Origin of the sequence: Salinadaptatus halalkaliphilus, assembly GCF_006543045.1 — an archaeon.
Classification (GTDB): domain Archaea; phylum Halobacteriota; class Halobacteria; order Halobacteriales; family Natrialbaceae; genus Salinadaptatus; species Salinadaptatus halalkaliphilus.
Map to the genome: position 1 here is coordinate 35,583 of NZ_RBZW01000032.1, position 26,652 is coordinate 62,234.

Here is a 26,652-nt window from a genome sequence, read left to right on the forward strand (position 1 = left end):
GACTGATGCAATGTACTGTATCAGTCCGAGGTGGCGTCCGAGACCGGAGCCGTCTCCGACTCCGTCGGTTGGGTCTGCTCGACCCGTTTCGCGCTCGTCCAGACGAGATCGTGGTCGGTCAGGACATCAATCAGGCACTTGACATTGAGCGCGTCGTGGTACTGCTTGTAGCCGACGACCAGCAGCGGTGCGTAGACGAGCAGCCGCCAGTCCTCGCCCTCGATCTGAATCCCCAGGGCGGCGATCAGGAAGACGATGCTCGTAAAGAAGACGAACACCGCGAGCACGGTGAGCAGGTGGCCCGCGAGGACGAGCCAGCCGATGTACGCGAGAACTACGAAGCTCGCGAACGGGAGGAAGAACATCTCGACCAGCCGGAACGGCAGCGCGATCCGGTTCAGGTAGCCGTAGGACGGATCGGTGACGATCGGCCAGTGTTTGAGGATGGTCATGTAGTTGCCACGGTACCAGCGCAGCCGCTGGTGGTAGAGGTCGCTCCAGGTCGCAGGCGCTTCCGTGTAGACCCGTGCGTCACTAACCGAAACCCGGTAGCCGGCGCGCAGGACTTTCATCGTGACGTCGAAATCCTCCGTCAGCGTGTCGGGATCGTACGCGAACACCTCGGTCAGCACCTCCCGGCGGTAGGCACCCAGGCAGCCGGGGACGACCATCACGATTCCGAAGTAATCGAGCGCCCGACGGTAGATGTTCACGCCGATCGTGTACTCGAGTTGCTGACACCGCGTCACGAGCGAATTGCGGTTCCAGATGGTGACGTTGCTCGCGACGGCGCCGATCGTTTCGTCGGCATCGAACGGCGCGACGATGTACTTCAGCGCGTCGCGGTCGACGATGCTGTCCGCGTCGACGGTGATGATCACGTCGCCGTCCGCGAACAACAGGCCGTAGTTCAGCGCGGAGTACTTGCCACCGTTGGCCTTGGTGACGACGGAGACCCGCTCGAACGCCGCGGCGTACGCGCTCGCCTCGGCGAACGTCTCGTCGGTGCTGCCGTCATCGATCGCGACGATCTCGACCGAGTCGGTCGGGTAGTCGGCGTCGAGGAGCGCCTGAATCGTCCGACCGACGTAGCCTTCCTCGTTGTAGGCGGGGATCAAGACGGTAAGACTCGGGTACGGCGGCTCGGGCTCGTACTTCGAGCGGCCGATCTGATCGTGGAAGAACGCGATGAACGCGATGAACCAGTAGTAGATGAAGATCAACACGACGGCGCCCAGGTGAACCAGCGCGATCGGCGACGGCACGAGCCAGCCCAGAGCGATGATGACGACGACGTAGCCGACCACGCCGACCGCCAGCGCTCGTGCACCGAACAGGCCACCGTACTGTGGTGCACGCTCGACGACGTAGTACGACCAGCCGAGATAGATGGCCAACAGCCCACCCAGAAGCCCGACCGCGTAGCGCGTCCCGGCGGGCATGATGTCGACGAGCAGCCCGAACGGCACCAGCGCCGAGAGGAACAGGGCGACCGATCGCCACTTGACGGCCCAAACCCCGCGCCACACCGTCTGCCAGATCCCGACCGCGACCGAAACCGTGACCGAAACCGACTCGCCGACGCTCATCGCGTTACCTCGGCAATCGGCTCGAGGACGCGCCAGCCGTCGTCGGTCTCCTCGATCGCGCCGGTCTCGAGACCGACCGAGAGCTGTTCGACCGTCACGAAGGCGACGTCACCCTCGTCGTTCATATGCTGGATCAGCGACTCGAGCTGGTCGAGTCGCTCCTCGGTCGTGAAGTACTGGTAGTGGAGCATGACCACGTGAATATCGCCCTCGGCGTGGGCATCGTCGAACGAGTCGGTGAGCGTCTCGAAGTCGTGAAAGGGGACATCCTCCTCGTCAGCGTCCGACTCGCCGTACGCGCTCCAGTCCTCGAACGCTTGTGTCTCTGGGACGTGGGTGAGACCCCCAGCCTCGAAGACCGTCGAGTTCGGGCTGTCGTAGTACTGGTCGGTGAACCACTGGCCGCCGGAGACGGTCGTGTAGTTCGCCTCGTCGAGGGCCTCGACCGTCGTCGCGTCGTACGTGTTCATCGGCGGGATGAACGTCGAAGACGGCGACTCGACGCAGTCGGCCAGCAGCGCCTCGCCGTCGGCCAGTCGCTCGCGTTGTTCCTCGCGGGAGAGGTCGCCGAACTCGCTCCCGTCGTAGAAATCGGTCTCCTGTTCGTGCGTGTAGCCGTGGAGGGCCATCTCGAACTGGCCAGGCGCGTCAGCCTCGAGCGATCGCAGGTACGAACAGAGTTCCGGGTCGTCGGATAGTGGTGTCTCACCGGCCGTGTCGGGGATGATTCCGAGCGTGACCGGCACCGCCTCGTCGAGGAACACTTGGTTCACCGCGCGCAGTTCCTCCTGGTTGTACCACGGCTGGATGTCGTCGTTTCTGAAGACGACGATCGAGTCGTACTCCTCCCACGAGGTGTCGACCTCGCCGGGCCCGACCGATTCGCCGTCGATCATGGGCGTCACCGACACCGCACCGGCGATTCCAGCGACAAGCACCATCACGACGAGTGCGGTGCTGAAGAACTGTCGCGCGCGCCGGGATTCCGGGACGAATCGCGCGGGGACCCAGTTCAGGTTGTCTTCCGGCGTCGGCAGTGTCGGAAACGTAACCGACGGCAACGGGCCGGTCGACTCGGCCTCGGCCCATGCCAACCGGTGACCGCAGTCGAGACAGCGGTCGATCGTCTGGAGCGGTGAGAGCTCCTCGTCGACCGCCGACCGACCGCACTTCTCGCAGCCGTCGGAAACAGCCTCGAGCGAGGCGACGTGCCCGCACTCGTGTTCGACGATGCGTTCGTCGACGAACGACTGGGACCCGCAGTGCGGACAGGGGACCGGGTGTGGCTCGGTCATTACCGAGTAGAGGACCAGTGACTACCAATACTGGCAGCGAGCTGAGAGTAACCGGGCGGGGGTACCTCGAGGTTACCGTCGGTAGGAGAGCCGTCCGAACGTCCCGTTTATCCTCGTGGCCATGCTAGAAACAGTGGTCACGAGAGACGACAGGCCACCATGACAGAGACACCGAATCCGGCACAGTCGATCGCGGGCTCGATCCTCGGCACCAAGTGGAAACCACGGTTGATCGTCGCGCTCGCGCCAGAGAGGCGGCTGGGATTCGGCGAGTGTAAACGCGAACTCGAGGGGATTTCGAACAAGGTGCTCTCGAACAACCTCGAGGAGTTGCGAGAATACGGCGTGGTTTCGCGGGACGTCCTCCAGGAACAGCCCCGTCGCGTCGAGTACGAACTCACCGCTGCCGGTCGAGAACTGTACACGATCCTCGAGTCGATGGCTGACTGGGACGCGACCTACGTCGTCGGAACCGGCGCGCCGACGGTGTTGCTGGCCGACGACCAGCAGCAACTCCTCGAAATCTACTCGGTGTGGCTCGCGGCCGACTACGATGTCGTGACGGCCGCGGACGGCCGCGAGGCGCTGGCCCTGCTCAACGAGTCGATCGATGTCGCGATCCTCGATCGGGCGATGCCGGACCTGTCCGGCGAGGAGGTCCTGACGGCCGTCGCGGACGCCGGCCAGCAAACGCCGATCGCAATACTCACGGCGAAACAGGTGTCACCGAACGATGTCTCGGTGCCGGCCGATCGGCTGTTGCGAAAGCCGATCACGAAGGACGAACTGATCGACGTGATCGCGGAACTGAACCGACTGCCGACCATCGCGCCGGTCGCCCGCGAGGTTGAGGCGCGCGCTCATCGGCTCGCGTTCGTCGAGACGCACCTCGGTTCGGCCGTCAAATCGACCGAGCCGTACCGACGGGCCAGGAAAGAACTGAACGATATCGAGACCGAGCGGGCGGCGGCGACGGCGGCTCGAGAGCCGTGGCGAGGGCTCCTCGAGCGGGAAGACGAGACAGCGTCGACGACGGACGACCGGAGATAGCGGCCACCGGTGTCGAAACGGGGCCAAGCTGTTTTGCGACTCCACGTGGTGGGGATGCTATGACGACGGGAGCGGCCGACGAAAAACGGTTATTACTCGTCGAGGACGACGAGTTGCAGGCGCGGCTGTACCGAACGATGCTCCACCAGCAGACCGACAACTGGAGTGAGCACTCGACCAACGATTCGGACGAGCAACCGGCCACCGTCGAGACGGCCGATACGCTCGAAGGCGGATTAAGTGCCCTCGAGGATGCGTCTGAGCCGTTCGCCGCTGTCTTGCTCGATTTGAACCTGCCGGACTCGGCCGGACTCGAAACGCTGAACGCGGTACTCGAGGTCGTCGAGGAGACGCCGGTCGTCGTGCTGACCGGCATTAGCGGTGCCACGGTTGGCCGGGAAGCGGTCGAGCGCGGGGCACAGGACTACCTGATGAAAGAGCACGTCACGCCACGGCTGCTGTCACAGACCGTTACCTACGCCATCGAACGGCGCAGGCGGACCGGCGAACTCGATCGCCAGCGCCGGGAGCTCGCGGTGTTACACTGGCTGGTTCGTCAGGAGATCAGGGACGACGCGACCATCGTTCTCGGGTGGGCGTCGGAGCTCGAACCGTCGGGATCCGACGAGATTCGAACCGTCTCGCGAATCGTCGAGGCGGCCGAACGGATCGTCGAACTCACCGAGTTCGTCGGTGCGACGGTACAGGCCCTCGAGGCGTCACAGTCGGCGCTCACGTCGGTGGATCTCGGTTCCGTTCTCGAGGAAGAGATCGAGCGACTCGAGCGACGGTACGACGGCTGCAAGGTCACGCTCGATCGGCCGGCCGGTGCGATTCCGACGCTGGCCGATCGGTTCCTCAATATCTTGGTCCGGGCCCTACTGACCAGTGCGGTCGATTCGGACGACAAATCGGACGGCGAGGTGACAGTCTCGGTTCGGTGCGACCGCGGCGCGGATCGGCCCGTCGAACTGGCGGTGTTCGATACCGATGCCGAACGTCAACCGGCGAGCCGTGATCGGGTGGCCGACCGCGACCACACCGCGAACGGATCCGATTCAGATGTCGGAGACTACCTCATTCGAACGTTCGTCGACCGCTACGACGGCCGTCTGGAGATCGAAGCGGGGACGAACGAGGGGTCGGGAGCCACCGTTCGCCTGTCCCTCGAAACCCCGACGGAAGCCGAGTGATCAGTCGAACCCGGACCGAACCATCTCGCCCCACTCCGCGTTTCCACGGACGTATCGAACGAGCGCGAGCCACGAGATCGCGGACTTCCACTGTCGGTACGGGAAGTGCTCGAGCATCGCGTACCCGAGCAACAGAGCGATGTCTCTTGGCGTTCGGTACCGCTGGAAGCTGAGCACCTCGTTGAGAACGCTCAGCCAGGAGAGGAGGGTTCCGATCCCGATCGCGATCGACAGAAAGAGGAGGAAAAACGGGACGTTCAAGACGCCTAGGAGGAACGCGACCGGAACGATGACGTAGCCGAGTCCCTCGATGAGCGGCCCGATCGCTTCGACCAGCAGGAAAAACGGGAGCGCAAACAGGCCGATCGCGCCGTACTTCCGGCGACCAACCATCGACCGGTGGATCCACAGCGTCTCGAGCAGGCCCTGGAACCAGCGCATCCGCTGGCGACCGAGCACGTTCCGTCTCGACGGTACCTCGGTCCAGACGACGGGGTAAGGGACGAACTCTACTTGGTAGTCGGTGCCGGCGAAGTGGCGGTGCAGTCGCACGACGAGTTCCATGTCTTCGGTGATCGTCTCCGTCGAGTAGCCACCCACTTCTCGGACGGCGCTCGTTCGAAACAGACCGAACGCACCGGAGATGATGAGGAGGCTTCCGAGACCGCTCAGTCCGACGCGGCCCGAGAGAAACGCTCGGAGATACTCGACGACCTGAATGTTGGCCAACCGACTTCCTGAAAGACCGACGTCGGTGACGATACCGCGGGACGTCGAACAGCCGTTGACGACGCGGACGGCTCCGCCCGTCGCGACCGTCTGTGTCGGCCGTCTGAGGAACGGCTCTGCGACCTCGAGAAGCGCAGTTCGCTCGACCATGCTGTCGGCGTCGATGGCACAGAACAGCGGCTGATCAGTGAAGAACACGCCCGCGTTGAGCGCGTCCGCCTTCCCGCCGTTGTCCTTGTCGATCACGACGAGGTTCCGCTCGGACGACTGATAGATGTCGTGAACCGACTCGCAGGGGAGATCGTACGGAACGGGGGCGTCGATCCGATCGAGATCGAAACCGTCCCTGATCGTATCGAGCGTCCCGTCGGTGGAGCCGTCGTTGACGACGACCACTTCGACCTGGGGGTACTCGAGGTTGAGTAGTGAGCGGACGGAGTCGACGATGACGGCCTCCTCGTTGTACGCCGGAACCACGACGGCGATCCCGGGCAGGAACGGCGATCGATACGGGTCGTACGTCGGCTTGAACAGCCAGTCGCGGACGTTCCATCGGAGGACGACAAACGAGACGAGGTGGATGAAGAGGTAGCTCCCGTTGACCAGCAGGAAGTAGGCCACGAAAAAGACGCTGATCGGCCACAGCAGGCTACTCAGACCCATCCGGCGGCACCCCTCCGTGGCGGATTCCGTTCGGTGTTCGCCCACGCGATCGCAGCGGCGGATTCCGCGGCTCCCTCGACATCGGCCGCGCGAGCGGCTTCGGATTCGATCACCGGTACCGACGCACCGATCCTGATAAGCGTGCGCGCCGCCGTTACCCGGCACCGATCGTTCGGATCCGTGACGACGGCGTACTGGAGCCACTCGACCGACGTCGGATCACCCCACCGACCGAGCAGGGCGTAACACGTAATTCGGACCCCCGGAGCGGGATCGGAAATGATCCGCTCGATGTCGACGTACTGACGAACCGCCGGCTGCCACCCCTGCCGCTCGAAGGTGGACAGCGCAGCGGCCCGAACGGATGGCGAGTCGTGCTCGAGCAACTCCCCGAGCCACTCGAACAGTGCAGGTCGACGCTCGAGCCGACAGTGGCCGAGGACGAGCAGACACTGCAACAGCAACTCCTCGTCCCACCACTGACCGTCGACGGTCAGCTTCGACGTCAGTGCCGAGGCATCCGTCTGATTGAGCCGGTACAGCGTATCCAGGGCGAACACCGAGAGACGTTCCTCGTTCTGCCAGAGCAACAGCGATGTCGCTTCTTCGTTCGCGTTCGAGCCGCGACAGACGAGTAGCAGTCGTGCAGCTGCCGCGCGTGTCGAGGGGTGGCCGAGCGACGTCGCTCGCAACCGGTCGACCGACACCGGCTGCTCGAGCAGCGTCAGCCAGATGAGGCCGCGGAGTCGCGTCGTCAATCGCCTCGACTCGAGCGAGCGGATCGCACGGTCGTCGATACCCACCGCAGTCGCAAGCGCCAGTAGCTGCTCCCGTTCGCGTCCGCGAAGCTGACGGAGATACTGTGCGACCACGCGGCGGATGACGTACCGCTCGAGCCGGGAGTGGCTCTCGTACCAGTGCTCCCAGTCAGGATCGGATCGATCGATCCGGGCGAACAGTTCGGGCACGAGTTCGTGACGGATCGTCTCGCGTCGGGTGTCGATACTGTACCGAACCACCGCGATACAGAGCGTGATAGCTGCGACGAGTAGACAGATACCGACGATGGCAATGGCGACATCACTGAGCCAAGCGGTCATTGGAGGAGACGGTCGAGCCTGACGACGACCTCCGATGGACTGAACGGTTTCACGACGTAATCGTCGGCACCGAGGGTGAACCCCTCGACGACATCGTCTTCGAGACCGCGACCGCTGATGAGAATAATTGGGAGGTCGTCGTAGCGGTCGTCCTTCTCGAACCGCCGGAGCAGTCCGAACCCATTGACTCCGGGCAACATGATGTCGAGCAACAGCGCGTCCGGAAGCTCATCAGCCGACTCGAGATACTCCCAGCAGTCGTCACCGTCCCCAATCGCGGTGACGTCGTATCCCTCGATCTCGAGGCGATAGCTGAGTATCTCCGAGATCTGTTCGTCGTCCTCGACGACGAGTACCTCTTGGCTCATGGTCCCTCCGGATCGATCGCGAGGCGTATCTCGCCGGCGAGTTCGACGGCCGAGAGCGACCGACGAGTGAACTGCTGGTAGCCACAGACCGGGACCCACTCCGTGTCCATCGCCGTTCGACCGACGGCGACGACCGGGAGCGGTGGACCCGAAGCCGGCGTTCGGAGTGCCACCAGATCCGATTCGTCGAGCACCGCGAGTCCGGCTTCGGAGAGGAAGACGCAGTCGATATCGTGGAGCGCCGCGTACTCGTCGATGCCGGTAACGGACGCGGTCTCGACGATACAGCCGAGAGACTCGAGTCGTTCGAGGAGTGCCCCGTCGCCGGGATCTTCCCCTGGAGCCGTTGCGACTACGACCCGCGGGGAGTCAGCCAGATCCACGTGCTGGGTCTCGAACACCGTGGCGACCGTCTCCCGTGTTGCTCGGGGTGAGAGGAACCCAGATATTCCCATAAACGGTGTGGGAAGCGTCCGATCGTCGATCGTCGATACGAGGATCAACGAACTGGGATCCTTTACTCGTTCGCTCACGGTATTCAGGCTCTCGGTTGGCGGATCCGGAAGGATCCCGACATCGAGCACCACGTACCGCGCCGTGTCGGCCGCGCCGGAGTCATCGTCGCTCGAGTCGATCGCGTAGATGTCCGAGACGATGTCCACGTCGTAGCCGGACCGTTCGAACTGTTCGGTAAGCGCCGTGGCGAACGGTCCGGGTTCGATCGCGAGAACGATCGCAAAAGGGGTCGAATCACTCACCGCTGGCGTCGACGTGGTCGCACTGGCATATTCGTCAGCAGTCAGTGTGGGATCGGTCGGTTCGGGCCCGTGGGCGACGAGCGCCGAAAGCTCGCTCGAGGCCGAAATAATCGCTTCTACCGCCTCGCGTTGCTCGTGGGTCAGTTCTCCCTCGAGATCTTCAAATAGGAATTCCGCGCTCGCGTAGACGACGGCTAACCGCCGCCTGAGTTCGAATCGAACGCCCGCCTCGGTTTCGATCGGTGTGGGTGGCCGTGTCACTGGTAGTGAGCGTACACCGCCAACCCGGATAAAGGCCGCCCCCACAATACAATCTCCACCAACGCAGATCGAGCGGAGGCGCCACCACCATTGATACGAATTGTTGTAGCGTTTTACCGGTGATCACCGACCCCGTCCGGGTGATCACCGGTAAAGAACTACAACGGTCCGTATGAGGTACAAACATGCCAACTCGCTCATGGCGAACCCTCGACGTGACATCCACGGCTCGCAACGGACTCGCCAAATCACGTCTCTACTCCCGCCGAAACTTGGAGTCAGATGCCACCAGCAACGACCTTTTCGAGAATTTCGGAAACAACGGCTGTTACCTGTCTGTACCGACGTTACGATCGACCTTCACGGCTGCACAGGCGAAATACCACGTCAACCCTTTTCCAGTGTTGTCCCGAACCGCGCTCGCTCCGAACCACACGTTCGTCGCGAGGCTGGATGCCGACTACCGATCAGCGATCGAGAGTGTGTGCTCGTTCACCACGAATTCGGGGGTGTGAGAGCGTCACAGCCGCAATCGAATCCGCTATCCTTTTAAGATGGTATCGGCAACACATCGCTACAGTCTAGTGACGCGGCACCGAAGCGTTCTGGCATGACTGTCAGCGTGCTCGTGCCGTCGTCGCTCTCCCGGGAAGCCGAGGACAAACGCGAGGCAACTCGCAAGCTCGGATACGTCGCCCGCGCGGCGACGGTTTACCGGGTTGATCGCCTGATCGTCTATCCCGATCGGGATGGCGAGACGGGACGATTCGACGGCGGGTTCGTCAGTACCGTTTTGCGGTACGCTGCGACGCCGCCATACCTCCGAAACGAGGTGTGGGGCAAACGAGACGAACTGGAGTATGCGGGCATCCTGCCACCGCTCCGTGCCGCGTCACAGACCGGCTCCGAATCGAACGGTTCGGGGTCGTTAAGACAAGGGATCGTGACCGAGGTCGGACCTGATCAACGCGTGCGGGTCAATTGCGGCTTGCAACACCCGATCGCCCTCAACGTGCCTCCATCCATGGAGGTCGCCGAGGGCGAGCGCGTGACCATCAGGATCTCTTCGCGACGACCGGTCCGGGCGAAACTCGAGGACAGACCCCTTCCGGGGCTTTCGATCGAGCGGACGGACCTATCGGCAGCACTCGGCCGTGAGGACGCTGGCGTCCGTATCGCCGCCTCTCGATTCGGTGAGCAACTCACCGTCGGGCGGCTCGGGACGCTGGCCGGGCAGATCGACCGCGACGGGCTCACCGTCGCGTTCGGTGCACCCGAGAGAGGGCTGCCGGACATCCTCGGAATCGAGGCATCCGCTGTCGCCGATACACGCGGTGTGGACGGCAACGGGGATGACGGAGTCGAACCCACAGCCGATCCGGGGTTCGACCTCTGGCTAAACACGGTTCCGAACCAGGGAAGCGAGGTGGTGCGAACGGAAGAGGCTCTGTTCGCCACTCTCGCTCCCCTCTCACTCAGAGAGTGATTGCATGCCACAAGCAAATACACCACGCAAAGGCTCACTCGGGTTCGGTCCACGGACGCGTGCGGACAGCGAAGTCCCGCGTTTTAACTCGTGGCCGGACGACGACGGACAGCCGACGCTCCAGGGCTTTGCCGGCTACAAGGCTGGCATGACCCACGTCGTGATGGTCGACGACAAAGCGAATTCGCCGACCGAGGGGATGGAAGAGACCGTCCCCGTCACGATCGTGGAGACGCCGCCAATGCGCGCCGTCGCCCTGCGTGCGTACGAGGACACACCATATGGACAGAAGCCGGTCACCGAGGTCTGGACCGACGAGTTCGTCCCAGAACTCGATCGTGTACTCGACCTTCCCGGTGACGACTACGACACCGACGCCGCCGAAGACGAGCTCCGCGGACTGCTCGAGAACGGTCGCGTCCACGACGTTCGCGTCATCACCCACACGGTGCCTGGCTCGATCCAGTCGGTGCCAAAGAAGAAACCGGACGTGATGGAGACTCGGGTCGGCGGCGGTTCCATCGAGGACCGCGTCGAGTTCGCCCTCGAGACGATCGCCGAGGGTGGCGAACACGTCATGAACGACGTGTTTCGTGCCGGCGAGTACGTCGACGCGAGCGGCGTCACGAAAGGGAAAGGGACCCAGGGTCCCGTCAAACGCTGGGGCGTCCAGAAACGAAAGGGCAAGCACGCCCGGCAGGGATGGCGCCGCCGCATCGGTAACCTCGGCCCGTGGAACCCGAGCCGCGTTCGCTCGACGGTTCCACAGCAGGGCCAGACGGGCTACCACCAGCGAACCGAACTGAACAAGCGCCTCGTCGACATCGGCGAGGGTGCTGACGCGACGGTCGACGGCGGCTTCGTCAACTACGGCGAAGTCGACGGTCCGCACGCGTTGATCAAGGGCTCGCTCCCCGGGCCACAGAAGCGTCTCGTACGCTTCCGCCCGGCGATCCGACCCGGAGACCAGCCACGCCTCGATCCCGAGGTTCGGTACGTCTCCACCGCATCCAACCAGGGATAACACATGCAGGCAACAGTACGCAACCTGGACGGCGACGAAGCGGCCACGGTCGATCTTCCGTCGGTCTTCGAGACCACCTACCGCCCGGATCTGATCGCTCGCGCCGTCAACGTCGCCCAGGCAAACCGAAAACAGGACTACGGTGCCGACGAGTTCGCCGGCAAGCGCACGCCCGCGGAATCGTTCGGTAGCGGCCGCGGCATGGCTCACGTTCCACGCCAGGATGGGCGCGCACGACGCGTTCCCCAGGCTATCAAAGGACGAAAGGCCCACCCGCCGAAGGCCGAGAAAGACCAGTCCGAATCGATCAACACGAAAGCAAAGAAACTGGCCGTCCGCAGCGCGATCGCTGCGACGACCGACGCCGAACTGGTCGCCGATCGTGGCCACCAGTTCGACGACGACGCCGAGATTCCGGTCGTCGTCGACGACGAGTTCGAAGACCTCGAAAAGACGAAAGAAGTCGTCTCGTTCCTCGAGTCTGCCGGCCTCGCCGACGACATCGAGCGCGCAGACGAGGGTCGAAGCGTCCGTTCCGGGCAGGGGAAACTCCGTGGCCGGAAGTACAAGACGCCGAAATCGATCCTCTTTGTCACCTCGAACGACTCGGGTCCGTCCCGTGCGGCCCGGAATCTCGCCGGCGCGGACGTGACGACTGCTGCGGAGGTCAACGCGGAGGATCTCGCCCCGGGTGCACAGCCGGGTCGACTCACCGTCTGGACCGAAAGTGCTCTCGAGGAGGTGGCTGACCGATGAGCTCGATCATCGAACACCCGCTGGTGACCGAGAAGGCGATGAACGACATGGACTTCGAGAACAAGCTCCAGTTCGTCGTCAATCCGGACGCGAGCAAGCCGGAGATCGCCGATGCAGTCGAGAGTCGCTTCGATGTCGGCGTCGCCGGCGTCAACACGCAACTGACGATGAAAGGCAAGAAGAAAGCAACCGTCGAACTCTCCGAGGACGACGACGCACAGGAAGTCGCCTCGCGAATCGGGGTGTTCTGAGAATGGGACGACGCATTTTCGGACAACGACGCGGTCGCGGGACCTCCACGTTCCGTGCCCCGTCGCACCGATACAAGGCGAAGCTCGATCACAAGAAGTCCGAAGACGACGGCGTCGTTTCCGGTACCGTCGTCGACATCGAACACGACCCCGCCCGATCCGCGCCGGTCGCAGCTATCGAGTTCGAGGACGGCGATCAGCGACTCGTCCTCGCGCCCGAAGGTATCAGCGTCGGCGAGGAGATTCAGGTCGGCGTCTCCGCGGAGATCAAGCCGGGCAACACGCTCCCGCTCGCGGAGATTCCCGAAGGTGTTCCGGTCTGTAACGTCGAGGCAAACCAGGGCGACGGCGGCAAGTTCGCTCGAGCCTCCGGCGTCAACGCAGATCTGATCACCCACGACCGCAACGCCGCGGTCGTCCAGCTGCCAAGCGGCGAGGTCAAGCGCCTCGATCCGCAGTGTCGCGCCACTATCGGCGTCGTCGCCGGTGGGGGTCGCACGGAGAAGCCGATGGTCAAGGCAGGCAACAAGTACCACAAAATGAAAGCTCGAGGCTCCAAGTGGCCTCGCGTCCGCGGTGTCGCGATGAACGCCGTCGACCACCCGTTCGGTGGTGGCGGCCGCCAGCACCCCGGCAAACCGAAGTCCGTCTCGCGGGATGCCCCGCCGGGACGGAAGGTCGGTGACATCTCCTCGCGCCGTACCGGTCGAGGTGGAGACAAATGAGTCAGGAGTACAGAACCGGCCGTGAAGGTGAGTTTACCTACCGCGGCCACACGCTCGACGAGCTGCAGGAACTGGAGCTCGAAGCGGTTGCGGAACTGCTGCCCGCTCGCCAGCGGCGAAGTATCGAACGCGGCCTCTCCATCGAAAAGGAGAAACTCCTCGAGAAGGCTCGCAATGCCGAAGAGGAGGAGACCGCGAACGCACCGATTCGGACGCACCTGCGGGATATGCCGATCCTGCCGGAGTTCGTCGGACTGACCTTCGAAGTGTACAACGGTCAGGCTTTCGAGCGCGTCCGCGTCGAGCCCGAGATGATCGGCCACTATCTCGGCGAGTTCCAGCTGACCCGCACCTCGGTCGAACACGGGCAGGCTGGTATCGGTGCGACCCGATCGTCGAAGTTCGTCCCACTGAAGTGATCAACGTATGGGAATCAACTACTCAGTCGACGCAGATCCAGACGAGACCGCGAAAGCGATGCTCCGGGAGCGTCCGATGAGCCACAAGCACAGCAAGGAGGTCGCCCGCGAGCTCAAGGGTCGAACCGTCGCCGACGCCCAGGAGTACCTGCAGGCAGTGATCGACGGCGAGCAGTCGGTGCCGTTCCGATCGCACAACACCGGCGCCGGCCACCGATCCGATATCGACGGCTGGGACGCTGGCAAGTACCCCGAAAAGGTCTCCACGGCGTTTCTCGAGTTGCTCGAGAACGTCGCGGCAAACGCGGACCACCAAGGTTTCGACGGTGAGTCGATGGCGATCGCACACGTCGCCGCTCACAAGGTCGGCGAATCGGCCGGTCGCAAACCCCGCGCGATGGGACGGGCATCCGCCTGGAACACGCCGGAGGTCGATGTCGAGATCGTCGTCGAAGATGTCGACGACACCGCGACCGCCACGGACGACACCGAGGACGAGGATGGTGACAACTAATGGCTGACGAACATCAATTCATCGAGAACGGCCTGCAGCGGTCCCAAATCGACGAGTTCTTCGAAGAAGAGCTCGGCCGCGCAGGCTACGGTGGCATGGACGTCGCCAAGACGCCGATGGGAACCCAAATCGTCCTCAAGGCCGAAAAGCCCGGGATGGTCATCGGCAAAGGCGGCGAGAACATCCGGAAGGTCACGACGGCCCTCGAGGACCGATTCAACCTCGAGGACCCGCAGATCGATGTCCAGGAAGTCGAGGAACCGGACCTCAACGCCCGAATCGTCGCGGATCGACTGGCCAACGCACTCGAGCGTGGCTGGTACTTCCGGAAAGCCGGTCACACGACGATCGACCGGATCATGGAAGCCGGTGCGCTGGGTGCCGAGATCGTCCTCTCGGGGAAGGTCACGGGCGCCCGCTCGCGCGTCGAGAAGTTCAACCGCGGCTACATCAAGCACAACGGCGAACCCGCCGAGGAGGTTGTCGACCACGGCCAGGGCGTCGCCGTCATGAAGCTCGGAACCATCGGGGTCGACGTCAAGATCATCCCGCCGGGTGCCGAGCTCCCCGATGACTTCGGCGTTCACGAAGAGATGGATCCCGAAGAGATCGTCCCCGACGCCGTCGAGGCCAACGAGGCCGAAGGCGTCGAAGAGCTGCTCGAGGGTGAACCCGAGGACGCCGACGCGACCGAGGAGGGCGCGGAGGCAGCCGCCGAGGAGACCGTCGAAACCCCGACCGACGATGAGGCCGACCTCGACGAAGAGGTCGTCGAGGAAGTCATCGAGGAAGAGGTCGAGGCCGACGCCGACGACGGTGCCGAGGAGTTCGACGAGGTCGACGTCCCCGGCGACGAGGCTGTCGAGGAAGAACTTGAGGAACTCGAAGAAGATGTCGAGGCCGAAGCCGAGGAACTCGTCGCGGAGATGGAAGACGAGGACGCTGACGAGGGAGGTGACGCCTGATGGCGATTCTCCACGTCGAAGAGATTCGTGACATGACGCCCGCCGAACGCGCAGAGGAACTCGAGGAACTGGAGACGGAACTCCTGAACTCGAAGTCCGTCCTCGCAGCCGGTGGTGCCCCGGAGAATCCGGGCCGAATCGGCGAACTGAGTCGCACTATCGCGCGGATCAAGACGATCCAGCAGGAAGAAGGGGATCTCGAATGAGATCCAGTATCCGAACGGGCCATGCCCGTGAGGAAGGCGATCTCGACGGCGAATAAGCAATTAATGACACTGACACCCGAAACGCTCCCACGACACGAACTCAACGGCCTCCCCGTGCGGGTCGTCGAGAGTACCGACGCCTCGCGGGTCGGCCTCGAGGGTCGCGTCGTCATCGAGACGACGAACACGCTCTCGGTAGAGATTCGCGAGGGTGGGGATACTCGGGTGGTTACGGTGCCGAAATCGGGCTCGGTGTTCGAATTCGCGATCACAGATGACGCCGCCGACGCCGCGAAGGCGTCGGGGACTACGTCCAAACTGGCCGACACTCAACCCGACTCGTCCACCGCGGACGAGTCGGACCGAGCTGGCGACGACATCGCCAGCTGTCGTGGCGATGGTCCGACCGACCACCGCCACGCTGCCGGCGAGAACGTAGCCTACGTTACGGTCGATGGCTCGCGATTGCTCTCACGACCCGCCCGACGCACGGAAACGAATGGTGATTCACCATGGCAATAGGATTAGACGTTGAAACCCCTCCGGAACCAGCAAACCCGGAGGAATACGACTACGAGAAGTGTCCGTTCTACGGTGAGCTTCCCGTTCGAGGGCAGATCCTCGAGGGAACCATCGTCTCGACGGACATGGACAAGACCGTAGTCGTCGAACGAGAGTACGACGTAGCGGTTCCGAAGTACGACCGCTACATGAAGCGACGCTCGCGCATCCCGGCTCACGTGCCGGGCGTGCTCGAGCCGCTCTCGGTCGGTGACACGGTCAAGATCGCAGAGACCCGACCACTGTCGAAGACGAAATCGCACGTGGTCGTCGAAGTAACCGAAGAGGCGACTGCCGAAGACGTCGCGGAACTGACCGGTGAGAGCGAGCCGGACCCACAGCTGTCGGCCGACGATCTCGGCGACGACGAGGCTGAAGACGAAGGTGATGCCTGATGGAGGCGATGAAAGCCGACGTCACGCAGGGCCTGAAGAAAGGTTCGCTGATCACGTGTGCCGACAACACCGGCGCACGCGAGCTCAAAGTCATCAGCGTTGCGGGCTACCACGGCACCAAGAACCGCCAGCCGAAGGCGGGTCTCGGTGACAAGATCACGGTCTCCGTGACCAAGGGTACCCCCGAGATGCGCCGGCAGGTTCTCGAGGCCGTCGTCGTCCGTCAGCGGAAATCGATCCGCCGACCGGACGGCACGCGCCTGAAGTTCGAGGACAACGCGGCGGTCATCATCGACGAGAACGAAGAGCCCCGCGGGACCGAAATCAAGGGGCCGATCGCCCGCGAAGTCGCAGAGCGCTTCGGAGCAATCGCCTCGACAGCCACGATGATCGTATAGATATGACCGAACAACCACACAAACAGCGAACGCGAACCGAGCGTGCACCGCTGCACAAGCGACAGAAGCAGCTTCACGCGACGCTCGCCGACGATCTCCGCGAGGAGTACGACACGCGCCGAACCCGCGTCAACGCGGGCGACACCGTCGAGGTCATGCGTGGCGACCACGCCGGCGAAAACGGCGAGGTGCTGCGTGCGGATCTCGAGGACGGCGTCGTCCACGTCGAAGAGGTCACGGTCGAGACGGCAGACGGCGAAGAGGTGCCACGACCGCTCGACCCGTCGAACGTCCGTATTACGGCTCTGGACCTCTCGGACGACCGTCGCGAGGCACGTCTCGAAGGTGATAGCGAATGACGAACCATCAGAAACGACTTTCAGTTCCAAAGTCCTGGCCGGTCGAGCGAAAGACCGATACCTTCACGGTCAAAGCGGGCGCCGGACCCCACGGCGAAGAGGGCGTTCCGCTCGTCGTCTTGTTGCGGGACGTGCTTGGCTACGTCGACTCGACGAAGGAAGCGCGATACGCCCTCTCCGAGGACTCGATCCTCGTCAACGGGCAGCCGATCAACGACGAGCAGCGACCGATCGGCATCTTCGACATCATCGCGTTCCCCGGCCGCGAAGAGTACTACCGCGTCTTCCCCGACGAGGGTGGGCGCCTTGCATTGACCGAAATCGACGAGGAATCCGCTGGCAGCCGTCTCGGCAAGATCGAGGGCAAACAGCAGGTTCCCGGTGGCGACACGCAGTTGACGCTGCACGACGGCACCAACGTCCTCGTCGAGGACGAGTACAGCGCCGACGACTCGATCGTCGTCGACAACGACGACAAGTCGATCGTCGCACACTTCCCCTACGAGGAAGGCGCACTCGTCACTGCCATCCGTGGCAACCACGGCGGCAAGATCGGCACGCTCGAGTCGATCGACGTCACGCCATCCAGCGGCTCGAACATCGTCACCGTCTCGACCGACGACGGCGAGTTCGAGACCGTCGAGGAGTACGTCGTCGTCATCGACGAAAATTTCACAAGCGATGAAGGTGATGACGAATGAGCGAGGCCGAATCCGGCGAGTTCCACGAGATGCGCGAACCACGCATCGAGAAGGTCGTCGTCCACATGGGCGTCGGTCAGGGTGGCCGTGAACTTGGCCACGCCGAAGACATCATCGAGGAGGTCACCGAACAGGAGAGCGTCCGTACCCAGGCGAAAAAGACCGAGCCCGACTTCGGCATTCGCCAGGGCGACCCGATCGGCACGAAGGTCACCCTTCGTGGCGAGGACGCTGCCGACTTCCTCGAGACGGCGCTGCCGATCGCCGATCTGGCGTCGAAGCAGTTCGACGACACCGGCAACTTTAGCTTCGGTATCGAGGAACACACGGCGTTCCCGAGCCAGGAGTACGATCCGAACGTCGGGATCTTCGGGCTGGACGTTACCGTCAACCTGGTGCGTCCCGGCTATCGCGTCTCCAAGCGAGACAAGGCCACCCGGTCGATCCCCTCGAAACACCGCCTGACGCCCGAGGACGCGATTCGATTCCTCGAGAGCAGCTACGACGTCACCGTGGAGGACGCGGACGATGAGTGAAAGCGAAACAGACCACGACCGCGAGCAGACTGGCGAGCACGCCGCCAAACGCACCGGCCAGCTCGAGCAGTGCCAGCGCTGTGGCCGCAAGCAGGGACTCGTCGGCAAGTACGACATCAATCTCTGCCGGCAGTGCTTCCGTGAAATCGCTCGCGATATGGGATTCAAGAAGTATCGATAACATGACTGGAAACGATCCACTCAGCAACGCGCTTTCGGGACTCGACAACGCCGAGAGCGTGGGGCATCTCACCCACGAGGTAACGCCCGCCTCGAACGAGATCGGCAGCGTACTCGAGGTCTTCTACGACCGCGGGTACATCGACGGCTTCGAGTACGTCGACGACGGCAAAGCCGGTCAGTTCGAGGTCGAATTGAAAGGAGCGATCAACGAGTGTGGCCCCGTCAAGCCCCGCTACAGTGCAACCGCCGAAGACTTCGAGAAGTGGGAGAAGCGATTCCTCCCGGCTCGAGACTTCGGCGCGCTCGTCGTCACGACGAGCAGTGGCATCATGAGCCACTACGAAGCACGACAGCAGGGGATCGGTGGCCAGGTGATCGCATACGTCTACTAACCATGCGAGTCGAACTGGACATCCCCGACAACGTAACCGTCGAGATCGATCACCTCGACGTGACCGTCGACGGTCCGGAAGGCGCCGTAACCCGGCGTCTCTGGTACCCCGACGTGAGCGTCGACGTAGAAGACGACACCGTGGTCATCGAAAGTGAGGCCGAGGACGCGAAGACGAACGCGACCGTCGGCACCTTCGAGAGCCACGTTTCGAACGCCTTCCACGGCGTGACCGAGGGCTGGGAGTACAAGATGGAAGTCTTCTACTCTCACTTCCCGATGCAGGTCCGCGCCGAAGGCGACGAAGTCGTCATCGAGAACTTCCTCGGCGAAAAGGCACCGCGACGAACGAACATCCACGGTGACACGAAGGTTGCCGTCGACGACGAGAAACTCGTCCTCTCCGGTCCGAACAAGGAGGACGTCGGTCAGACGGCAGCAGATATCGAGCAGCTGACACGCGTCAGCGGCAAAGACACCCGCATCTTCCAAGACGGCGTCTACATCACCGAGAAACCCGCGAAAGGAGGTGCCTGATAGATGGCAGACGAACCCGAAAACGCGGCCGACGACGAACCGCAGGACCTCGAGGATATCAGCGGCGTCGGCGCGAGCAAGGCCGACGCGCTTCGCGAGGCCGGCTTCGAGTCCATCCAGGACGTCAAAGAAGCCGACCAGGACGACCTCGCCGAGGCCGACGGCATCGGTAACGCGCTCGCAGCCCGAATCAAGGCCGACGTCGGCGACCTCGAAGTCTCCGACGAGACCGAGGCGGAGATCGAAGACGAGGGCGTCGAGGAAGAACCCGAGGAAGACGTCGAGACCGAACTGCAGCCACGTGGACTGACCGAAAAGACCCCGGAGCTCTCCGAGGAGGAAGAACGACTTCTCGACCGCCGCAAGAGCGAGGGCAAACCGCAGTTCAATCGACAGGACTACCACAAGAAAAAGCGCACGCCGGAATCCTGGCGCCGACCACGCGGCACGCTGTCGAAACAGCGCCGCGGTATCAAGGGCAAGGGCCCGACGGTCGAAGCCGGCTTCCGAACGCCGACAACGGTTCGCGGCAAGCATCCGAGCGGCTTCGAGGAAGTCTACGTCGAGAACACGGACGACCTCGAGGGCGTCGATGGTGACCGCGAGGCCGTTCGTATCGCCTCGTCCGTTGGCGCACGTAAACGCGAGCGGATCGAAGAACAAGCAGAGCAACAGGGCGTTCGCGTCCTGAACCCGACCTACGAGGAAGTCGAGGTGGACCAATGACTGATCTTGGCGCACAGAAACGACTCGCTGCAGACGTCATGGACGTCGGCGAGAACCGTATCTGGCTCGACCCCGAGGCCCAGGGCGAAATCGCGGAAGCGATCACACGCGACGAGATCCGGGAACTCGTCGCAGACGGTCTCATCCAGGCCGAGAGCGCCTCGGGTAACTCCCGCGGTCGCGCCCGCGAACGCAACGCCAAACGCGCCTACGGCCACCAGAAGGGGCCGGGCAAGCGCAAAGGCAAGAAGGGCGCACGCCAGAACGAGAAAGAGCAGTGGCAGAACCAGATTCGTGCACAGCGACGGAAACTACGCGAACTCCGTGATAAGGGCGAGATTACGCCAACGCAGTACCGCCAACTCTACAAGAAGGCTGGCGGTGGGGAGTTCCGTAGCGTCCGGTACCTGTTGAACTATATCGACGACAACTACGGTGAGCAATAATGGCGACAGGACCACGATACAAGGTACCGATGCGTCGTCGCCGCGAGGTCCGGACGGACTACCACCAGAGGTTGCGCCTGCTGAAGTCGGGTAAGCCCCGTCTCGTCGCTCGAAAGAGCAACAAGCACACTACGGCGCAGCTGATCTCTCCGGGTCCCCACGGCGACGAGACACTTGCAAGCGCACACTCGAGCGATCTCGAAGCGTACGGCTGGGAGGCTCCAACGGGGAACATCTCCGCAGCCTATCTCACGGGACTGCTCGCGGGCACTCGCGCCGTCGAAGCCGGTCTCGAAGAAGCGGTGCTGGACATCGGCCTCAACACGGCGACGCCCGGCAACAAGGTGTTTGCAGTACAGGAAGGGGCCATCGACGCCGGCCTCGAGATTCCACACAGTGACAGCGTGCTTGCAGACTGGTCGCGTACGCGGGGCGAACACGTTGCCGAGTACGCCGAGCAGTTAGACGAGCCGCTGTACAGTGGTGAGTTCGACGCAACCGAACTGCCAGAACACTTCGATACGGTACGAGAGGCGATTCTCGAATGAGTGGAAACAACTACAACGACGACGGATGGGATCCCGTTACCCGTCTCGGCCGCAAGGTCCAGGAGGGCGAGATCGACACGATGGAGGCTGCCCTCAACTCGGGACTGCCGCTGAAGGAACCCGAGCTCGTCGACCAGCTCCTGCCGGGACTGGACGATGAAGTGCTGGACATCAACATGGTCCAGCGCATGACCGACTCCGGCCGCCGCGTGAAGTTCCGGTGTGTCGTCGTCGTGGGCAATCGCGACGGCTACGTCGGCTACGCGGAAGGTCGAGACGATCAGGTCGGCTCCGCCATCCAGAAGGCGATCGGTATCGCGAAGCTGAACATGATCCAGGTGCCACGTGGCTCCGGCTCCTGGGAGGACCGCTCGGATCGACCGCACTCGCTGACCCGAAAGACGACCGGCAAAGCCGGCTCCGTCGAGGTCGAGGTCATCCCTGCCCCCGAAGGGCTCGGACTGGCTGCGAGTGACACCGTCCGTCACGTCCTCGAACTGGCCGGCCTCGAGAACGCCTGGACGAAAAGCCACGGCAACACGCGAACGACCGTCAACCTCGCGAAGGCGACGTTCAACGCGCTCGAGAACGCTTCGCAGTCGCGTCATCCACAATCGCGTACGACCGACCGTGAGGAAGCCGAGGTGGCCGACCAATGAAGGCCATCGTACAGGTTCGAGGGGAGGTAAACCGCCAGCAGGATGTCCAGGATACCCTGGAGATGCTCAACATCCACAGCGTCAACCACTGTGCGCTCGTCCCCGAGACCGACACGTACGTCGGGATGGTCAACAAAGTCAACGACTACGTTGCCCACGGCGAGCCCGACGCTGCCGTCCTCGAGACGCTGCTCGCAAAGCGAGCCGAACCGCTCGAAGGCGATCAGTCCGATGTCGACGAGGACTGGCTAGCCGACAACACCGAGTACGATTCGTTCGCCGACCTGGCCGAGGGCTTGCTCGACGAGGAGACGACGCTCCGAGAGGCGGGACTCTCGCCGACGCTCCGTCTGCACCCGCCACGGGGCGGTCACGACGGTATCAAAAAGCCGACTGCTGAAGGCGGCCAACTCGGAAAGCATACAACGGACGAGATTAACGACCTGTTAGAATCGATGCGATAACCATGACGAGTAAAAAACGACGCCAGCGCGGATCGCGCACTCACAGCGGCGGTTCCCACAAGAACCGACGTGGTGCGGGCCACCGCGGTGGCCGCGGCCGTGCCGGACGTAGCAAACACGAGTTCCACAACTACGAACCAAAGAAGAAACACGGCTTCAAACGACCCCAGGATATCCGTGAATCCGTCGCCGAGATCGACGTCCAGAAGTTAGACGAGGACGCCATCCTCTACGTCGCCGACGGCGACGCCGAGGAGACCAACGACGGCTACGCGATCGACGCTCGAGACGTCGTCGAAGACGGGCACGAAGTCGACGTCGTCAAAGTGCTTGGGTCCGGGCAGGTCCGGAACGCACTCGAGATAACGGCGGATGCTTTCTCGGACGCTGCCGAGGAGAAACTCGAGGCAGCGGGCGGTGAGGCGCTGCGTACCGAGCGGGCCCAGGCGTCTGAAGCCGACGACGAACAGAACGAGGAATAACGATGGGATGGAAGGAAGCCGCCGAACCGGTGCTAACGCGGATGCCAGCAGTGCAACGGCCACAAAAGCACGTTCCGTTCAAGCGAAAGCTCGCGTGGACGGCTGGTATCCTCGTGTTGTACTTTTTCCTGACGAACATCCAACTGCTCGGTATCGATGCCGCCGCAAGTGAGGACCTCTTCGGAGAGTTCCGTGCGATACTCGCCGGTGAACACGGCTCGCTGTTGCAGGTCGGTATCGGACCGATCGTCACGGGGAGCATCGTCATGCAGTTGCTCGGTGGGGCGAATTTGCTCGGGCTCGACACCGATGATCCCCGAGATCAGGTCCTCTATCAGGGCCTCCAGAAACTGCTCGTCATCGTGATGACGGCGTTGACCGCCCTACCGATGGTGTTCGCTGGCGGCTTCCTGCCAGTCGAACCGGCGCTGCAGCTTGGCGGATTTACGTTCGATCAGACGCAGATCCAGGCGTTGATGTTCCTGCAGATCTTCGCTGGTGGCGTCCTCATCCTCTACATGGACGAGGTCGTCAGCAAGTGGGGGATCGGCAGCGGTATCGGCCTGTTCATCATCGCTGGTGTGAGTCAGATGCTCGTCGCCGGATTCGTCTCGCCCTCCGAGGAAGGGTTCTTCTACAGCTGGTATCTGATCCTCACCGGCCAGATCGAAGTCGGTTCGATCGTCGGTGGTGACGGACTCTACACGCTGTTGCTCGGACAGGGTGATATCATCGCCCTGCTGACGACGGTGCTGATCTTCGCAATCGTCGTCTACGCGGAGTCGGTTCGCGTCGAGATTCCGCTGAGCCACGCCCGTGTCAAGGGTGCTCGTGGTCGCTTCCCCGTGAAGCTCATCTACGCGAGCGTCCTGCCAATGATCCTCGTTCGCGCGCTGCAGGCGAACATTCAGTTCATGGGTCAGATCCTCAACCGACAGACTGGGGACGCGTCCACGATTGCGCTGTTTGGCAACGAACTGCCGTGGCTCGGCGTCTACGACGCACAGGGCCAACCGGTGAGTGGATTCTTCTACTACTTCGCCCCGATTTACTCACCGGACGACTGGATGTGGTGGACCGGTGAAGTAACCCAGGAAGCCTGGATGGTCATGGTTCGGGTTTCGGTCGACCTGACGTTCATGATCATCGGTGGCGCCATCTTCGCCATCTTCTGGGTCGAAACGACGAACATGGGGCCGAAAGCGACGGCCCAGCAGATTCAAAACTCCGGGATGCAGATCCCCGGCTTCCGGCAGAACGTCAGCGTCGTCGAGAAGGTCATGGAACGGTACATCCCGCAAGTGACCGTCATCGGCGGTGCACTCGTCGGCCTGCTCGCCGTCTGGGCGAACATGCTCGGCACCATCGGGGCCGTCACCGGGACTGGCCTGCTGCTGGCTGTCTCTATCACCTACAAGCTCTACGAGGAGATCGCCGAAGAGCAGATGATGGAGATGCACCCGATGATGCGCCAGATGTTCGGCAAAGAGTAGTCGCCCACGACTCTACTCCCTCCCGCATTCCGGTTCCGTTTCTTCGCTCGCCGTTCGTTCACGACCGTCAACTGCACGATAACGACGAGATATCTCGTTGTCCACTTCACATTGTGGTCCCTGCAAGCTAGTCGTCTCGAACGGACTACTGTCTCAGACGGACTGCTGTACGTCGTTCCCGGAACGACCGCGAGCTGTCCTGCGGTCGTTCCGGGAAACCGTTACAGCAGACCGTATCAGCGTCGGTACAACGACAGGATGGTCGTAGTTAGACCGATAAACCGTTACGGCAGGACAGTTCGACCGTACCGGTTACTGATTCGGGTCAGGAGAACGCTGAGATCACTCGATTCCGAGCGGCCCACGCGCAGTATCCGCTCTGTGAACGGTCCGTCGGAAAATGCCTCGAGCGCTGTGTTACTGGATCGAGTAGCCAGCGGCGATGGTGAGCAACAGGACCATAAACACCGCAATACCCATCATATAGGTGATCGAGCGTGGCTCCTCGAGGAGGTGCTGGTAGTAGCCGGCGATCAACAGTGACTTTACGATTGCAAGTAGGAACGTCGCCGTGAGTGCGATGTTGTACGGGGTAAACTCGAAAAACGCGAATTTGCCCGTCCCCAGCACCAACAGTACGACGTAAATGAGGGTGTAGGTTCGAACGTCAGCCATTGCTACCAACTGGGGGTGACGGTCACTTATAGCTTCCTCATATCGTGCGTGATTGGGCTCGAGATAGCCGACGACCAGCGGCCAGCAATCCGTTCTGGACGTGTTGGCGCCTGTGGTATCTCTGTCGTCCACAATCTCTTTGTTTCGTGGGGGTTACGGTGAGATATGAGTTCGACGAGATCGCTTTGGTACCGGATTTTCGTCCTCTGTCTCTGTCTCTGTGTTGGGATGGCGCTTGTGCCAACCGCTGTCATCGCCGGAACCGACGGCGGGACGACGGACGACCCAAACCGTTCCGAGGGAGACGACACGTTCCTCGGTGACGATCGATTCGAGAGCAACGCGTCGGTCGATGTCGTCGTCCGTCTCGAGGAAACGACCCTTGTAGATGTCGAGAGCGGATCAGCGGCCGAGCAACACCTCGAAGACCACGCCAACGAAACGCAGGCACCACTACTCGAGTACGCCCACGAAACGGCGGGTGTCGACGTACGAGAATCGTTCTGGGTGACGAACGCTGTCGTTCTCGAGGTCGATACGGACCGAGTTGACCTCGAAGAGCTGGAAGCTATCGCGAACGTCGAGTCGGTTCATCGGAATTTCGAACTCCCAGCGCCGGAACCACCGGCCCCACAGGCGGCGCCCGAGTCGTCGCCGGATCGGACGACCGATGCGATCGATTCGCTCGACGTGCCCGCCGTTTGGGACGAGTACGACACCCGTGGCGGCGGCGTCCGAGTCGCGGTGCTCGATACCGGTGTCGATGCCGACCATCCCGACCTCGAGTTGTACACCGACGATCCGTCGGACCCGACCTCTCCAGGCGGATGGGCGGCGTTCGACGAGGATGGCGAACCGATCGAGGGATCGACGCCCCACGACGCCGGCACGCACGGCACCCACGTCAGCGGCACCATCGCTGGTGGCAACGCGAGCGGAACGCAACTGGGTGTTGCTCCCGACGTCGAATTGCTCCACGGACAGGTGTTGACCGACGAGGGTGCGACCTTCGCGCAGGTCGTTGCTGGCCTCGAGTGGGCACTCGAACAAGACGCCGACGTGATCAATCTGAGCCTCGGGACGACCGGCACGTATCCCGAACTGATCGATCCGGTTCGTCACGCGGTCGAGAGCGATGTCGTGGTCGTTGGGGCAATCGGTAACGACGGACCGGAAACGTCCGGTTCGCCGGGAAACGTCTACGAAGCAGTTAGCGTCGGCGCCGTCGACCACGACGGCGAGGTCGCGCCGTTTTCCGGCGGGGAACGCCTCGAGCGCACTGCATGGGAAGACACACCGGGAGACTGGCCGGACGCCTACGACGTTCCGACGGTCGTCGCACCAGGCGTCGACATCAAAAGCACCGTCCCGGCGGGCTATGCACGCCAACCGGGGACCTCGATGGCGACGCCACACGTTACGGGGACGATTGCCTTGCTCTCTGCGATCGCACCCGACAGCGACCCCGAAGACCTCGAGGCAGCACTCGTTGAAACGGCACAAAAACCCGACGGTGACCACGAGCGAGCGAGCCATTACGGACACGGAATCGTCGATGCGAAAGCCGCCGCTGACGCGGTGGCACATCCCGAGTCGACTGTCGATCCGGCCGCTAGCGAGGCTGACAACGACGAGCGAGCCGATTCGATTGCCGTCTCACCACATCTCGGTATCGGTGCGACCGCCGGTGGTATCGGCGTGGCAATCGCTGCCTTCGCGTGGCGACGAGCGCGGTAAAAAACAAAT

General features: G+C 62.8%; 35 protein-coding genes. 28 read left to right on the plus strand and 7 right to left on the minus strand.

Translation table 11 applies throughout. The annotated features are described in order from the left end of the window. Nucleotides 1-20 precede the first annotated feature (20 nt). Complete coding sequence (locus tag D8Y22_RS12395) at nucleotides 21-1,589, minus strand: glycosyltransferase (protein WP_141465021.1); 1,569 nt, start codon at nucleotides 1,587-1,589, stop codon at nucleotides 21-23. Next, entirely contained in the window at nucleotides 1,586-2,884 is a 1,299-nt protein-coding gene (locus tag D8Y22_RS12400; RefSeq protein ID WP_141465022.1) for a DUF2334 domain-containing protein, read from the minus strand. The genes D8Y22_RS12395 and D8Y22_RS12400 overlap by 4 nt, the downstream gene beginning before the upstream one ends. 159 nt (nucleotides 2,885-3,043) lie before the next feature. On the opposite strand from D8Y22_RS12400, the gene D8Y22_RS12405 reads away from it, so the two are divergent. Next, the gene (locus tag D8Y22_RS12405) at nucleotides 3,044-3,934 is read left to right on the plus strand and encodes a winged helix-turn-helix transcriptional regulator (RefSeq protein WP_141465023.1); all 891 of its coding nucleotides are present in this window, start codon (nucleotides 3,044-3,046) and stop codon (nucleotides 3,932-3,934) included. Nucleotides 3,935-3,993: 59 nt separating this feature from the next. Continuing rightward, complete coding sequence (locus D8Y22_RS12410) at nucleotides 3,994-5,127, plus strand: response regulator (protein ID WP_141465024.1); 1,134 nt, start codon at nucleotides 3,994-3,996, stop codon at nucleotides 5,125-5,127. On the opposite strand, the gene D8Y22_RS12415 is transcribed toward D8Y22_RS12410, so the two are convergent. Genes D8Y22_RS12415 through D8Y22_RS12430 form a run of 4 tightly spaced genes read right to left on the minus strand, consistent with a single transcriptional unit; the run spans nucleotide 5,128 to nucleotide 9,006 of the window. After that, nucleotides 5,128-6,519 (minus strand): glycosyltransferase family 2 protein, encoded by a 1,392-nt coding sequence (locus D8Y22_RS12415; RefSeq protein ID WP_141465025.1) that lies wholly within the window; start codon nucleotides 6,517-6,519, stop codon nucleotides 5,128-5,130. Continuing rightward, nucleotides 6,510-7,619, minus strand: coding sequence for a HEAT repeat domain-containing protein (locus D8Y22_RS12420; protein WP_141465026.1), 1,110 nt, complete (start codon nucleotides 7,617-7,619; stop codon nucleotides 6,510-6,512). The genes D8Y22_RS12415 and D8Y22_RS12420 overlap by 10 nt, the downstream gene beginning before the upstream one ends. Further along, a complete protein-coding gene (locus D8Y22_RS12425) occupies nucleotides 7,616-7,987 on the minus strand; it encodes a response regulator transcription factor (protein ID WP_141465027.1) in 372 nt (123 codons plus the stop codon). The genes D8Y22_RS12420 and D8Y22_RS12425 overlap by 4 nt, the downstream gene beginning before the upstream one ends. Continuing rightward, nucleotides 7,984-9,006, minus strand: a complete 1,023-nt coding sequence (locus tag D8Y22_RS12430) for a hypothetical protein (protein WP_141465028.1) — start codon at nucleotides 9,004-9,006, stop codon at nucleotides 7,984-7,986. Before D8Y22_RS12430 ends, D8Y22_RS12425 begins: the two co-directional genes overlap by 4 nt. A gap of 610 nt (nucleotides 9,007-9,616) precedes the next feature. Here D8Y22_RS12430 and D8Y22_RS12440 point away from each other — a divergent pair. From D8Y22_RS12440 to secY, 25 genes are all read left to right on the plus strand, one after another. After that, entirely contained in the window at nucleotides 9,617-10,492 is an 876-nt protein-coding gene (locus D8Y22_RS12440) for a putative RNA uridine N3 methyltransferase (RefSeq protein ID WP_141465029.1), read from the plus strand. Nucleotides 10,493-10,496: 4 nt separating this feature from the next. Continuing rightward, on the plus strand, nucleotides 10,497-11,516 hold the full coding sequence (locus tag D8Y22_RS12445) for a 50S ribosomal protein L3 (RefSeq protein WP_141465030.1): 1,020 nt from the start codon (nucleotides 10,497-10,499) through the stop codon (nucleotides 11,514-11,516). A gap of 3 nt (nucleotides 11,517-11,519) precedes the next feature. Continuing rightward, on the plus strand, nucleotides 11,520-12,272 hold the full coding sequence (rpl4p, locus tag D8Y22_RS12450) for a 50S ribosomal protein L4 (RefSeq protein WP_141465031.1): 753 nt from the start codon (nucleotides 11,520-11,522) through the stop codon (nucleotides 12,270-12,272). After that, nucleotides 12,269-12,523 carry a 50S ribosomal protein L23 gene (locus D8Y22_RS12455; RefSeq protein WP_141465032.1) on the plus strand — a complete coding sequence of 85 codons (255 nt, stop codon included), beginning with the start codon at nucleotides 12,269-12,271 and terminating at the stop codon, nucleotides 12,521-12,523. Before rpl4p ends, D8Y22_RS12455 begins: the two co-directional genes overlap by 4 nt. A gap of 2 nt (nucleotides 12,524-12,525) precedes the next feature. Then, a complete protein-coding gene (locus tag D8Y22_RS12460) occupies nucleotides 12,526-13,248 on the plus strand; it encodes a 50S ribosomal protein L2 (protein ID WP_141465033.1) in 723 nt (240 codons plus the stop codon). Beyond that, entirely contained in the window at nucleotides 13,245-13,667 is a 423-nt protein-coding gene (locus D8Y22_RS12465) for a 30S ribosomal protein S19 (RefSeq protein WP_141465034.1), read from the plus strand. The genes D8Y22_RS12460 and D8Y22_RS12465 overlap by 4 nt, the downstream gene beginning before the upstream one ends. A gap of 7 nt (nucleotides 13,668-13,674) precedes the next feature. Continuing rightward, complete coding sequence (locus D8Y22_RS12470) at nucleotides 13,675-14,181, plus strand: 50S ribosomal protein L22 (protein ID WP_141465035.1); 507 nt, start codon at nucleotides 13,675-13,677, stop codon at nucleotides 14,179-14,181. Then, the gene (locus D8Y22_RS12475) at nucleotides 14,181-15,146 is read left to right on the plus strand and encodes a 30S ribosomal protein S3 (RefSeq protein ID WP_141465036.1); all 966 of its coding nucleotides are present in this window, start codon (nucleotides 14,181-14,183) and stop codon (nucleotides 15,144-15,146) included. Before D8Y22_RS12470 ends, D8Y22_RS12475 begins: the two co-directional genes overlap by 1 nt. Further along, on the plus strand, nucleotides 15,146-15,352 hold the full coding sequence (gene rpmC / locus D8Y22_RS12480; RefSeq protein WP_141465037.1) for a 50S ribosomal protein L29: 207 nt from the start codon (nucleotides 15,146-15,148) through the stop codon (nucleotides 15,350-15,352). The genes D8Y22_RS12475 and rpmC overlap by 1 nt, the downstream gene beginning before the upstream one ends. Before the next feature lie 63 nt (nucleotides 15,353-15,415). Next, entirely contained in the window at nucleotides 15,416-15,874 is a 459-nt protein-coding gene (locus tag D8Y22_RS12485; RefSeq protein ID WP_141465038.1) for a ribonuclease P protein component 1, read from the plus strand. Further along, on the plus strand, nucleotides 15,865-16,308 hold the full coding sequence (locus D8Y22_RS12490; RefSeq protein WP_141465039.1) for a 30S ribosomal protein S17: 444 nt from the start codon (nucleotides 15,865-15,867) through the stop codon (nucleotides 16,306-16,308). Before D8Y22_RS12485 ends, D8Y22_RS12490 begins: the two co-directional genes overlap by 10 nt. Continuing rightward, complete coding sequence (locus D8Y22_RS12495) at nucleotides 16,308-16,706, plus strand: 50S ribosomal protein L14 (RefSeq protein WP_141465040.1); 399 nt, start codon at nucleotides 16,308-16,310, stop codon at nucleotides 16,704-16,706. The genes D8Y22_RS12490 and D8Y22_RS12495 overlap by 1 nt, the downstream gene beginning before the upstream one ends. 2 nt (nucleotides 16,707-16,708) lie before the next feature. Next, nucleotides 16,709-17,065 carry a 50S ribosomal protein L24 gene (rplX, locus tag D8Y22_RS12500; protein WP_141465041.1) on the plus strand — a complete coding sequence of 119 codons (357 nt, stop codon included), beginning with the start codon at nucleotides 16,709-16,711 and terminating at the stop codon, nucleotides 17,063-17,065. Then, the gene (locus D8Y22_RS12505) at nucleotides 17,062-17,766 is read left to right on the plus strand and encodes a 30S ribosomal protein S4e (protein ID WP_141465042.1); all 705 of its coding nucleotides are present in this window, start codon (nucleotides 17,062-17,064) and stop codon (nucleotides 17,764-17,766) included. Before rplX ends, D8Y22_RS12505 begins: the two co-directional genes overlap by 4 nt. Continuing rightward, nucleotides 17,763-18,302 (plus strand): 50S ribosomal protein L5, encoded by a 540-nt coding sequence (locus tag D8Y22_RS12510; RefSeq protein ID WP_141465043.1) that lies wholly within the window; start codon nucleotides 17,763-17,765, stop codon nucleotides 18,300-18,302. The genes D8Y22_RS12505 and D8Y22_RS12510 overlap by 4 nt, the downstream gene beginning before the upstream one ends. Next, the gene (locus D8Y22_RS12515) at nucleotides 18,295-18,483 is read left to right on the plus strand and encodes a 30S ribosomal protein S14 (protein WP_141465044.1); all 189 of its coding nucleotides are present in this window, start codon (nucleotides 18,295-18,297) and stop codon (nucleotides 18,481-18,483) included. Before D8Y22_RS12510 ends, D8Y22_RS12515 begins: the two co-directional genes overlap by 8 nt. 1 nt (nucleotide 18,484) lies before the next feature. After that, nucleotides 18,485-18,877, plus strand: a complete 393-nt coding sequence (locus D8Y22_RS12520; RefSeq protein WP_141465045.1) for a 30S ribosomal protein S8 — start codon at nucleotides 18,485-18,487, stop codon at nucleotides 18,875-18,877. Nucleotides 18,878-18,879: 2 nt separating this feature from the next. Then, on the plus strand, nucleotides 18,880-19,413 hold the full coding sequence (locus D8Y22_RS12525) for a 50S ribosomal protein L6 (protein ID WP_141465046.1): 534 nt from the start codon (nucleotides 18,880-18,882) through the stop codon (nucleotides 19,411-19,413). 3 nt (nucleotides 19,414-19,416) lie between these two features. Further along, nucleotides 19,417-20,139, plus strand: a complete 723-nt coding sequence (locus tag D8Y22_RS12530) for a 50S ribosomal protein L32e (RefSeq protein WP_141465047.1) — start codon at nucleotides 19,417-19,419, stop codon at nucleotides 20,137-20,139. Next, the gene (locus tag D8Y22_RS12535; protein ID WP_141465048.1) at nucleotides 20,136-20,585 is read left to right on the plus strand and encodes a 50S ribosomal protein L19e; all 450 of its coding nucleotides are present in this window, start codon (nucleotides 20,136-20,138) and stop codon (nucleotides 20,583-20,585) included. The genes D8Y22_RS12530 and D8Y22_RS12535 overlap by 4 nt, the downstream gene beginning before the upstream one ends. Continuing rightward, entirely contained in the window at nucleotides 20,585-21,133 is a 549-nt protein-coding gene (locus D8Y22_RS12540) for a 50S ribosomal protein L18 (RefSeq protein WP_141465049.1), read from the plus strand. Before D8Y22_RS12535 ends, D8Y22_RS12540 begins: the two co-directional genes overlap by 1 nt. Further along, nucleotides 21,130-21,792, plus strand: a complete 663-nt coding sequence (locus tag D8Y22_RS12545) for a 30S ribosomal protein S5 (protein WP_141465050.1) — start codon at nucleotides 21,130-21,132, stop codon at nucleotides 21,790-21,792. Before D8Y22_RS12540 ends, D8Y22_RS12545 begins: the two co-directional genes overlap by 4 nt. After that, nucleotides 21,789-22,256, plus strand: a complete 468-nt coding sequence (rpmD, locus tag D8Y22_RS12550) for a 50S ribosomal protein L30 (RefSeq protein ID WP_141465051.1) — start codon at nucleotides 21,789-21,791, stop codon at nucleotides 22,254-22,256. The genes D8Y22_RS12545 and rpmD overlap by 4 nt, the downstream gene beginning before the upstream one ends. Before the next feature lie 2 nt (nucleotides 22,257-22,258). Then, a complete protein-coding gene (locus tag D8Y22_RS12555) occupies nucleotides 22,259-22,738 on the plus strand; it encodes an uL15m family ribosomal protein (RefSeq protein WP_141465052.1) in 480 nt (159 codons plus the stop codon). A gap of 2 nt (nucleotides 22,739-22,740) precedes the next feature. Continuing rightward, nucleotides 22,741-24,231 carry a preprotein translocase subunit SecY gene (secY, locus tag D8Y22_RS12560; protein WP_141465053.1) on the plus strand — a complete coding sequence of 497 codons (1,491 nt, stop codon included), beginning with the start codon at nucleotides 22,741-22,743 and terminating at the stop codon, nucleotides 24,229-24,231. A gap of 417 nt (nucleotides 24,232-24,648) precedes the next feature. Here the strand turns inward: secY and D8Y22_RS12565 are convergent, their stop codons facing one another. After that, entirely contained in the window at nucleotides 24,649-24,906 is a 258-nt protein-coding gene (locus D8Y22_RS12565; RefSeq protein WP_141465054.1) for a cytochrome C oxidase subunit IV family protein, read from the minus strand. Between the two features lie 165 nt (nucleotides 24,907-25,071). On the opposite strand from D8Y22_RS12565, the gene D8Y22_RS12570 reads away from it, so the two are divergent. Continuing rightward, a complete protein-coding gene (locus D8Y22_RS12570) occupies nucleotides 25,072-26,643 on the plus strand; it encodes a S8 family serine peptidase (protein ID WP_246084426.1) in 1,572 nt (523 codons plus the stop codon). Nucleotides 26,644-26,652 lie beyond the last annotated feature (9 nt).